Below are 9,513 nucleotides of genomic sequence, written 5' to 3'. Positions count from 1 at the left end.
CCGCCGCCATCTGGCACAACCGCGCCACCGGCCAACCCACAACCCGATCCCTGATCGCCTACGACCACTAACCAAGATCGGAATTACTCATCTAGAGGACAGTGTTGCCGTACATCTCGCCGAGCGGGTCGGCGATGAGCTCGATGCGGGCGCCGTCGGGGTCGCGGAAGTAGACCGAGACGTCGCTGTGCACCGCGTGCTCCACGCCGGCCTCGGCGAGCTTGTCGACCAGCCGCTGCCACCGCTCGGGGTCGACCGAGATGGCGATGTGGTGCAGCCCGCCGAGCACCTCGGCGTACGGGCCCACGTCCAGGCCCGGGAAGTCGAAGAACGCGAGCAGGTTGCCGTTGCCGATGTCGAAGAAGAAGTGCGACGACCCAGGGTAGTCGCGGTTCTCGATCAGCTCGGTGAGCGGGAACTCCAGGACGTCCTGGTAGAAGCGGACGGTCCGCTCGACGTCGCTGCTGATCAGCGCCGTGTGGTGGAGGCCGCGGGCGGACGAGGCGGGCCGCTCCCCCGCGGGCTTGAGGTGTGCGTCGCGGATGCGGTCGCGCTCCTGGCGGATCGCGTCGAGGTCGACGGAGGTCATGGCTGGCGTTCCTTTCCGGTGGCGGAGGTGGTGTGCCCGGCGTACCCGCCGGGCACCACCGGCATCCGCGTCAGGCGGCCTTGATCGCGGAGACCTCGAACTCGAGGGTGACCTTGTCGCTCACCAGGACGCCGCCGGTCTCCAGCGCGGCGTTCCAGGTGACCCCGAAGTCCTTGCGGTTGATGGTGGTCTTGCCCTCGAAGCCGACGCGGGTGTTGCCGAACGGGTCCTGGGCGGTGCCCTCGAACTCGAACGGGACCGTGACGGACTTCGTGATGCCCTTGATCGTCAGGTCGCCGGTGACGTCGAAGCTCGCGTCGCCGGTCTGCTGGATCGAGGTGGAGACGAAGGTGATCTCCGGGTGCTCGTCCATCGACAGGAAGTCGTTGCTGCGCAGGTGGGCGTCGCGGTCGGCGTTGCGGGTGTCGATGCTGTTCGCCTTGATGGCGACCGTCACCGACGACTTGGCCGGGTCGTCACCGTCGATGTGGGCGGTGCCGGTGAACTCGTTGAACGCGCCGCGCACCTTGGTGACCATCGCGTGGCGGGCGACGAAACCGATCCGGGTGTGGGTCGGGTCCAGGGTGTACTCGCCGGTCAGGTTCGCGTAGCCGGTCTGGGTGGTCATTGCGGGTTCCTCCCGTGAAGGTCTGGTTGATGTGTCATCGACACACTGGCACAACTTGGATGACGCGTCAACTATTCCCGCTATACTCGATGGCATGACCCGATGGCTCGATGACGGTGAACAGCAGGCGTGGCGCGCGTACGTGAAGATGCAGAGCCACCTCAACGCCGCGCTGGGCCGCCGGATGCAGGCGGACTCCCAGCTGTCGCTGCCCGACTTCGAGGTGCTGGTCCAGCTCACGGACACGCCGGAGGGCCGGGTGCGGGTGTTCGAGCTGGCCAGGGCGCTGGACTGGGAGAAGAGCAGGCTGTCGCACCACCTGCGGCGGATGCAGAAGCGCGGGCTGGTGGCCCGCGAGGAGTGCCCGGACGACGCGCGCGGCGCGTTCATTGTGCTGACGCGCGAGGGCCGGGAGGCGATCGAGCAGGCCGCGCCGCACCACGTCGACACGGTGCGTGAGCTGGTGTTCGACGTGCTCACGCGGGACCAGGTGGACGCCCTCCGGGCGATCTCCGAGCAGATCCTGCGCGTGGTCCGCCCGGAGGACTGTCCTCAGGACCGCAGGTAGGAGGCGCCGTTGAGGTCGAGGATGGCGCCGGAGGCCCACTCGGCCTCGGCGGAGGCGAGGTAGACCACCGCGGCGGCGATCTCCGGCGGCTCCGCGACCCGGCCGAACGGGGACTGGGCCCGCAGCGCGTCGCCCCTTTCGCCGCTCAGCCAGTCCGCGACCCGTTCGGTCGCGATGAACCCGGGCGCGACCGTGCTCACCGCGATGCCGTGCGGCGCGAGGTGCACCGCGAGCGACTGGCCCAGCGAGTGCAGCGCCGCCTTGGTCGCGCCGTACGCGGGGTGGTCCGGCTCGCCGCGGAAGGCACCGCGCGAGCCGACGTTGACCACGCGTCCACGTGCGCCGCGGTCGATCATGTGCCGGGCGACGCAGAACGTGACGTCGGCCGCGCCGAGGAGGTTCACCTCGACCGACTGCCGCCAGACCTCCCGCCAGTGCTCGAAGGTCGTCTCGGCGAGCGGGTGCGCGGTCTCGCTGGTGGTCACCACGGCGGCGTTGTTGACCAGGACGTCGACCCCGCCGAGGGCGGCTTCGGCAGCGTCGGCGATGCGCTGGGCCTCCCGGATGTCGCCCTGCACCAGGGCGTGGCCGTCGCCGGGCAGGGCCGCCAGGGTGGCTTCCGCCGCGGCCTGGTTGGAGTTGTAGTGCACCGCGACACGGTCGCCGCGCTCGGCGAAGGCCGTGGCGATCGCGCGGCCGAGGCCCGCCGACGCACCGGTGACGAGGACGCCGCGGCTCATTTGGCGAACAGCTGGGACTCGTCGCGGAAGGCCTTGAACTCCAGCGCGTTGCCGGCCGGGTCGTGCAGGAACATCGTCCACTGCTCCCCCGGCTCGCCCGCGAAGCGCTGGTAGGGCTCGATGACGAACTGTGTGCCGGCGTCCTTGAGGCGGCCGGCGAGTTCGTGGAAGGCCTCGACGGTCAGGACCAGGCCGAAGTGCGGCACCGGGACGTCGTGGCCGTCGACCGGGTTGCGGCCCGCCTCGTTGCGCGCGCCCTCGACCACGTGGGTGACCACCTGGTGGCCGTGGAAGTTCCAGTCCACCCACTTGGTGTCGGAGCGGCCTTCGGACAGCCCGAGCACCCCGCCGTAGAACTCCCGGGCACGGCCGAGGTCGTCGACCGGGATCGCGAGGTGGAACGCGGGGCGGGTCATGGTGCCTCCTTCATCGTCGGTGGCTCCAGCTTGACCCGGCCAATGTCGAAATGTCAACATTAGGACATGCAGCCCGCCCGGCGGCGTGGTCTGGCCGAGGAGGCCGCCGACCGCATCCGCGACGAGATCCTGTCCGGCCGGTTCGCGCCCGGCAGCGCCCTGCGCGAGGTCGAGCTGGCCGGGTCGCTACAGGTCAGCCGCGGGTCGGTGCGGGAGGGGCTGGCGATCCTGGAGCGCGAGGGGCTGGTGCACAGCGAGTGGCACCGGGGCACGCGGATCATCGAGCTGAGCGAGACCGACATCACCGAGGTCTACGAGGTGCGCGCGGCGCTGGACCGGCTGGCGACGCTGACCGCGGCCGAGCGGGGCCGCGCCGGGCAGTTCGACGAGCTCGACCGGCTGGTGGCGGCGATGGAGCGGGAGGCACGCGGTCCGGCGGACGGCGACCGGCTGGTGGCTCTGGACATCGAGTTCCACGACTGCGTGTACGCCATGGCGGGCAACGGCAGGCTGACCAGCGCGTGGGAAGCCGTGCGGTCGCAGGTGCACATGTTCCAGGCCCACCGGGTACGGCTGTCGCACGAGCACTACCGCACGCGCGTGGTGGACGAGCACCGCGAGCTGGCGACGCTGCTGCGGGCGGGGCGGGTCGAGGGACTGGGCGACCTGGCGGAGGAACACGTGCGCTCGGCGAGCCGGGGATTGATCGAGAGCCTGCGCGAGCTGCACCACTGACGGGCGTTGGGCCAGACGCGCGCGGCGAGCCACTACATCACTGAGAAGTCCAGCCCAGGCTCGCCGGCGGCTCAGCGAGAGCTTGCCCGAACCGGCCCGCCGAGAACCTCGACCAGGCTCGCGTACCGGGCGCGTTCCTCGTCCGTCAGGGCACTGAACCGCTCCCCCACCAGTTCCGCGAACCGCTGCCGGATCCGTTCGCGCAGCTCCTCGCCCGCGGGGGTCAGCACGACGCGGCTGACGCGCCGGTCCTTGGCGTCGGTCTCGCGCGCGAGCAGGCCGCGCTTCTCCAGCCGGTCGACCATCCCGGTCACGTTCGTCTTGTCGCAGCCCAGCAGCGCCGCCAGCTCGCCGAACGACGGGCGCCGCGCCAGGCCGCACAGCACCTGGGTCTGCTGGCTGGTCAGGTCGAAGTCGCGGGCGATTCCCGCGTAGAGCACCGCCGCTTCGCGGTGCAGCGCGGCGACCGCCGCGGCCAAACCCTCCATGCCCCCAGCATAGTTGACATCCTCCACCAATTAGTCGAATATCTCGACTATCGATCATCTGGAGGAACAGTGCTGACGGACAGGGTCGCCCTCGTGACGGGCGGATCGCGGGGCATCGGGCGGGGCATCGCCGAGCGGCTGGGCGCGGAGGGCGCCCGGGTGGTGGTCAACTACCGCACCGACGCGGACGCGGCGGCCAAGGTGGTCAGCACCATCGCAAACGCGGGCGGGCAGGCCGTGGCGGTCCAGGCCGATGTCGCGGATCCGGCGCAGGTCGTGGCGCTGTTCGACGCCGTCGAGTCGGCCTTCGGCGGTCTCGACATCCTGGTCGGCAACGCCGGGATCGCCCGGTTCGCCCCGCTCGCCGAGGCGAGCGACGAGGACTTCGAGCGGGTCTTCGCCACCAACACCCGCTCCACGTTCGTCGCCCTGCGCGAGGCCGCGAAGAGGCTGCGGGACGGCGGCCGGATCATCGTGATCTCCAGCGGCGCCACGGTCACCGCACGACCGGACAGCGGCGTGTACGCGGCCAGCAAGGCGGCTGCCGAGCAGCTCGTGCGCGCCGCGGCGAAGGAACTGGGGCAGCGCGGGATCACCGCCAACAGCGTGCTGCCCGGCGCCACCCGCAGCGACGCGCTCGAAGCGGGAATGAGCGCCGAACGCCTCGCGGCGACCACGGCCCAGACGCCGCTGGGGCGCCTCGGCGAGCCGTCGGACATCGCGTCGATCGTGGCGTTCCTCGCCTCCGCCGACGGCGGGTGGATCACCGGGCAGTCGATCCACGCCGGCGGCGGGCTGTTCTAGCCGCCGAACAGCTTGACGACCTTGAGGATCAGTTCGTAGAGGCCGTAGAGGAACGGCACGCCCACCCACAGCCAGGCCAGCGTCATCAACCAGACCCGGCGGCGCGCGGGGGCCTGCTCCGGCGTGCTCATTTCGCCTCCTCGCGCGCGGCGTCCGCGCTCTCCGGTTCGTGGTACTTCGCGCTCACCGGGCGCACCAGCTCGTTGGCGACGAACCCGATCACCAGCAGCGCGATCATGATGTAGAACGACGTGGTGTAGAGGTCCGGGCCCTGCTTGCCCGCGCGCTTCTGGCTGTCGGCGATCGCGTTGACGATCAGCGGGCCGAGCACACCGGCGGCCGACCACGCGGTCAGCAGACGGCCGTGGATCGCGCCGACCTGGTAGGTGCCGAACATGTCCTTCAGGTACGCCGGGATCGTGGCGAAACCCGCGCCGTAGAAGGACAGGATCACCATCGCCGCGAGGATGAAGACCACTTTGGACGAGTTGCCGACGAGCGCGATCACCAGGTACAGCAGCGCGCCGACGCCGAGGTACATGCGGTAGATGTTCTTCCGGCCGATGAAGTCCGAAGTGGACGACCAGACGAACCGGCCGAGCATGTTGGTCAGCGACAGCAGCGCCACGAACCCGGCCGCCGCGGTCGCGCCGACCGGGACCGAGGTGCCGCGGAAGAAGTCGGTGATCATCGGCGACGCCTTCTCCAGGATGCCGATGCCCGCGGTCACGTTGAAGCACAGCACGACCCACAGGCACCAGAACTGGGGCGTCTTGATGGCGTTGGCGGCCGACACGTTCGCCGTGGTGATCATCGACCGGGCCTTCGCGGCCGCCGGCTCCCAGCCCTTCGGCTTCCAGCCCTCGGCGGGCACCCGCACCAGGAACACCCCGAGCGACATGAACACCGCGTAGACGACGCCGTGGATCAGGAACGAGGTGCCGATGCCGCTGGGTGTCGACCCGAACGACTCGAGCATCTGGCTCGACCACGGCGAGGCGATCAGCGCCCCGCCGCCGAAGCCCATGATCGCGATGCCGGTCGCCATGCCCGGCCGGTCCGGGAACCACTTGATCAGCGTCGACACCGGCGAGATGTAGCCGATGCCGAGCCCGACGCCGCCGATGAGGCCGTAGCCGAGCACCACCAGCCAGTACTGGGAGGTGAATGCGCCGAGCGCGGACACTACAAACCCGGTGGAGAAGCAGGTCATCGACACGAACATCGCCCACCGCGGCCCGTTGCGCTCGACCAGGGTGCCGCCGAAGGCCGCGGACAGGCCGAGCATGACGATGCCGAGCTGGAACGGCAGCGCGCTCAGGGTGCCGGACAGGCCCAGCGCCTTCTCCAGCGGCGGTTTGAACACACTCCACGCGTACGCCTGGCCGATCGCGAGGTGCACCGACAGGGCCGCCGGCGGGATCAGCCACCGGCTCCAGTCCGGAGGCGCGATGCTGTGCGAACGGTCGAGGAATGTGACGGCCACGGCGGGCTCCCCTACGCTGGTGATTGAGCCTGCAATTTCTTACTAGATGTACGACGGCACGGCAAGGTCTTGTCGTCGATGAGCGGAATGGAGTGCCCGATGGGGCGCGTGACGGTGCGACGACCGGTGCGGAAGCTGACCGAGGGCGGGCAGACGCGGCGCGCCGACCTGCTGGCGGCCGAAGAGCCGCTGGAGCTGCGGGTCGGCGGCAAGTCCCTGGCCGTCACCATGCGCACGCCCGGGCACGACGTCGAGCTGGCGCACGGCTTCCTGCTGTCCGAGGGTGTCATCGCGTCGAAAGACGACGTGTTCACGGCCCGGTACTGCGACGGCGTCGACGACCAGGGGCGCAACACCTACAACGTCCTGGACCTCACCCTGGCCCAGGGCGTGGCGCCGCCGGAGACGGGTGTGGAGCGCAACTTCTACACGACGTCCTCGTGCGGCGTGTGCGGCAAGGCGGCGCTCGACGCGGTGAAGCTCAAGACCCGCTTCGCGCCCGGGGAGTCGACTTTCGCCGTGAGCACGGAGGTGCTCGCGGGGCTCCCGGACACGCTGCGCAAGCAGCAACGCGTGTTCGCCAGCACGGGCGGCCTGCACGCGGCCGGGTTGTTCCGGGCGGACGGGTCGCTGCTGGCCGTGCGGGAGGACGTGGGCAGGCACAACGCGGTCGACAAGGTGCTGGGCTGGGCGCTGCTGGAGGGCCGGGTGCCGCTGTCGGACTGCGGGCTGCTGGTGTCCGGGCGGGCGTCGTTCGAGCTGGTGCAGAAGGCCGCGATGGCCGGGGTCCCGTTCCTCGCGGCGGTGTCCGCGCCGTCGTCGCTGGCAGTGGAGCTGGCCGAGGAGAACGGCATGACGCTGGTCGGTTTCCTGCGCGGCACCAGCATGAACCTCTACACCGGCGACCAGCGCGTGCTGGAGCCGGCCGGGGTGTGAGCGTCAGATCCGGGGCATGACCTCGGCGGCGAGGCGTTCCATCTGCTCGGCCTGGTCGGCGAACGGGGTGAACAGGATCAGCTCGGCCCCCGCGGCGGCGACCTCCTGCACTCCGGCGACGCACTCGTCGGGCGTGCCGGCGACCGCGACCGCCTCCAGGCCGCGTTTGCCGTAGATCTCGGCGAGACCGTCGGCGGCGCGGCGGCGGGCGGCGTCCCCGTCGTCGTCGACGGCGATGTAGACGCGCTTGGCGACCTGGAAGTCGTCGCGCCTGGCTTCGGCCAGCACCTCGCGCAGCGTCTTGACCTGCTCGGCGAAGGCCGCGGTGGTCGAGGAGCCCGCGCCGAAGAACCCGTCTCCGTGCTTCACGGCCCGCTTGAGCGCGTTCGGGTGGCTGCCGCCGAACCACAGCGGCGGGCCGGGCTTCTGGAACGGCTTCGGCTGCATCGAGGCGCCCTCGAGCTGCCAGAAGCGGCCGTCGAAGTCGACCACGTCCTCGGTCCACAGGGCCTTGACCAGGCGGATCCCCTCGGTGAACCGGGCGACGTGCGCCTCGCCGTCGAGGCCGAACGCGGCGAACGGCCGGTTGCGGCCGCCGCTGCCGACGCCGACCTCCAGGCGGCCGCGGCTGAGCTGGTCGAGCGTGGCGAGGCTCTTGGCCAGGTGCGCCGGGATGTGCAGCGGGGTGACGTACACCGCGCAGCCGAGGCGCAGGCGCTCGGTGCAGGCGAACGCGTACGCCATGGTCTCGTTCGCCGAGAGGTGCGGGGCGGTGCCGAGGACCTGCTCCTGGGTCCAGCCGCTTTCGAAGCCGAGCTCCTCGGCGCGCCGCACGTACGAGCGGAAGGCGGCGGGGTCGAACGTTCCGTCGGCCACGAACTGGGGAATGGAGATCGCGAACCGCATGGGCACGACATTAGTCCCGTCGGTGTATCGGTTGCGGAACTTCCCACGACATGGGTTACGGGACTGATGTTCAATGGCGCCGGGAGGCCAGGTGGACGAGGACGAAGCGACTGAACCGCGCAGGCGGCCCAGCCGCCGCTCGGTGCTGATCGCCGGCGCTTCGGGCCTGGGGATCGCCGCGGTCGCCGCGGGGACGGCGACCGGTGTGCTGCCGGTGAGCGAGGCGCTGCAGCGGGCGCTGGGTGTGGCGTCGTCGTCGCCCGCGTCGCAGATCGGGGTCGCGAAGGTCGAGCGGGTGTGGTCGCGGTACCGGAACCGGATGGTCGACCTGGTGATCCTGCTGCCGTCGAAGTCGCCGCCGCGGAACCTGCCGGTGTCGCTGCTGCTGCACGGCCTGCACGGGCGGGCGCGGACGGCGGCGCCGACCGGGACGCTCGCCGAGCTGGCCAGCCAGGTCGCCCGCAAGCGGGTCCAGCCGTACGGTTTCGTGGCGGTCGACGGCGGCGACAACTACTGGCACGAAAACGTCTCGGGCGACGATCCGATGGGCATGCTGCTGGAGGAGGTGCCGCAGTGGCTGCGGGAACGCGGCCTCGGCGGCGTGGACGGGGTGCCGTTCGCCTGCACCGGCATGTCGATGGGCGGCTTCGGGGCGCTGCTGTACGCCCGCCGCCGGGCGGAGCGCCGCCAGCCGGTGGGCGCGCTGGCCCTGCTGGCGCCGGCGCTCATGCTGTCGTGGACCGAGATGGCGAAGCGACGCGCCTTCCGCGACGAAGCCGACTGGGCCTCGATGGACCCGCTACGCCACCTGGAGGCGACGACGGGCATCCCGACCGCCCTGTGGTGCGGCACGGAAGACGCGTTCATCCACGGCGCCCGGCGCTTCATCGCGGCGGTGAAACCCGAAATCGGCTACACGGCGCGAGGCAAGCACGGCGACTCGTTCAACCGCACCGTGGTGCCGAGCATGGTGAGCTTCCTGGGCCGCCACCACCCCGGCGCGTAGCGCAAAAGTCTTTGCACAAAACCCGAGCTGGGTGGTCATCCCGTCGCCTGACACTGGACGATCACCTTGAGCCAGGGCCGCAACCTGCGCTGGGTCCGGCGGCCGAAAGCACAAAGCTTGCGGCCCTGGCTCAAGGTGATATGCACAAACCGGAAGGCGACGGGATGACCACCCAGCGACCCACTGCATGAGGTGGGACGAGGCACCCAAC

The 9,513-nt window shown here is 70.7% G+C and carries 13 protein-coding genes; 5 read left to right on the top strand and 8 right to left on the bottom strand.

The features are described 5' to 3' along the window. Positions 1-91 precede the first annotated feature (91 nt). Positions 92-589: a VOC family protein gene (locus ABZ193_RS42180; protein WP_354714388.1), complete on the bottom strand. Its 498-nt coding sequence runs from the start codon at positions 587-589 to the stop codon at positions 92-94. Positions 590-659: 70 nt separating this feature from the next. After that, entirely contained in the window at positions 660-1,217 is a 558-nt protein-coding gene (locus tag ABZ193_RS42175; RefSeq protein ID WP_354714386.1) for a YceI family protein, read from the bottom strand. A gap of 94 nt (positions 1,218-1,311) precedes the next feature. Between ABZ193_RS42175 and ABZ193_RS42170 the strand changes: the two genes are divergently transcribed. Then, positions 1,312-1,785, top strand: coding sequence for a MarR family transcriptional regulator (locus tag ABZ193_RS42170; protein WP_020420767.1), 474 nt, complete (start codon positions 1,312-1,314; stop codon positions 1,783-1,785). On the opposite strand, the gene ABZ193_RS42165 is transcribed toward ABZ193_RS42170, so the two are convergent. Together ABZ193_RS42165 and ABZ193_RS42160 are read right to left on the bottom strand one after the other, a co-directional pair. Next, on the bottom strand, positions 1,770-2,525 hold the full coding sequence (locus ABZ193_RS42165) for an SDR family oxidoreductase (RefSeq protein ID WP_237340236.1): 756 nt from the start codon (positions 2,523-2,525) through the stop codon (positions 1,770-1,772). The genes ABZ193_RS42170 and ABZ193_RS42165 overlap by 16 nt on opposite strands. After that, positions 2,522-2,941, bottom strand: coding sequence for a VOC family protein (locus ABZ193_RS42160; protein WP_020420765.1), 420 nt, complete (start codon positions 2,939-2,941; stop codon positions 2,522-2,524). Before ABZ193_RS42160 ends, ABZ193_RS42165 begins: the two co-directional genes overlap by 4 nt. 66 nt (positions 2,942-3,007) lie before the next feature. Here ABZ193_RS42160 and ABZ193_RS42155 point away from each other — a divergent pair, with 66 nt between their 5' ends. After that, entirely contained in the window at positions 3,008-3,676 is a 669-nt protein-coding gene (locus ABZ193_RS42155; protein WP_237340238.1) for a GntR family transcriptional regulator, read from the top strand. A 71-nt stretch (positions 3,677-3,747) separates the two neighbouring features. On the opposite strand, the gene ABZ193_RS42150 is transcribed toward ABZ193_RS42155, so the two are convergent. Continuing rightward, on the bottom strand, positions 3,748-4,164 hold the full coding sequence (locus tag ABZ193_RS42150) for a MarR family transcriptional regulator (protein ID WP_237340239.1): 417 nt from the start codon (positions 4,162-4,164) through the stop codon (positions 3,748-3,750). Between the two features lie 69 nt (positions 4,165-4,233). On the opposite strand from ABZ193_RS42150, the gene ABZ193_RS42145 reads away from it, so the two are divergent. Further along, complete coding sequence (locus tag ABZ193_RS42145; RefSeq protein WP_354714383.1) at positions 4,234-4,968, top strand: SDR family oxidoreductase; 735 nt, start codon at positions 4,234-4,236, stop codon at positions 4,966-4,968. Here the strand turns inward: ABZ193_RS42145 and ABZ193_RS42140 are convergent. Both ABZ193_RS42140 and ABZ193_RS42135 read right to left on the bottom strand, forming a co-directional pair. After that, on the bottom strand, positions 4,965-5,099 hold the full coding sequence (locus ABZ193_RS42140) for a hypothetical protein (RefSeq protein WP_272884099.1): 135 nt from the start codon (positions 5,097-5,099) through the stop codon (positions 4,965-4,967). The two genes, ABZ193_RS42145 and ABZ193_RS42140, sit on opposite strands and share 4 nt — an antisense overlap. Further along, positions 5,096-6,454: an OFA family MFS transporter gene (locus ABZ193_RS42135; protein ID WP_354714382.1), complete on the bottom strand. Its 1,359-nt coding sequence runs from the start codon at positions 6,452-6,454 to the stop codon at positions 5,096-5,098. Before ABZ193_RS42135 ends, ABZ193_RS42140 begins: the two co-directional genes overlap by 4 nt. A 99-nt stretch (positions 6,455-6,553) precedes the next feature. Here ABZ193_RS42135 and fdhD point away from each other — a divergent pair, with 99 nt between their 5' ends. Next, complete coding sequence (gene fdhD, locus ABZ193_RS42130) at positions 6,554-7,390, top strand: formate dehydrogenase accessory sulfurtransferase FdhD (RefSeq protein WP_354714381.1); 837 nt, start codon at positions 6,554-6,556, stop codon at positions 7,388-7,390. A 3-nt stretch (positions 7,391-7,393) separates the two neighbouring features. On the opposite strand, the gene ABZ193_RS42125 is transcribed toward fdhD, so the two are convergent. Continuing rightward, positions 7,394-8,296 (bottom strand): LLM class flavin-dependent oxidoreductase, encoded by a 903-nt coding sequence (locus tag ABZ193_RS42125; protein WP_354714379.1) that lies wholly within the window; start codon positions 8,294-8,296, stop codon positions 7,394-7,396. Positions 8,297-8,369: 73 nt separating this feature from the next. On the opposite strand from ABZ193_RS42125, the gene ABZ193_RS42120 reads away from it, so the two are divergent. Continuing rightward, a complete protein-coding gene (locus ABZ193_RS42120) occupies positions 8,370-9,302 on the top strand; it encodes an alpha/beta hydrolase-fold protein (RefSeq protein WP_354714377.1) in 933 nt (310 codons plus the stop codon). Positions 9,303-9,513: the final 211 nt, after the last annotated feature.

The organism is Amycolatopsis sp. NPDC006125, assembly GCF_040614195.1.
Classification (GTDB): Bacteria; Actinomycetota; Actinomycetes; order Mycobacteriales; family Pseudonocardiaceae; genus Amycolatopsis_E; species Amycolatopsis_E tucumanensis.
This window is presented reverse-complemented; position numbering and strand designations above follow the sequence as displayed.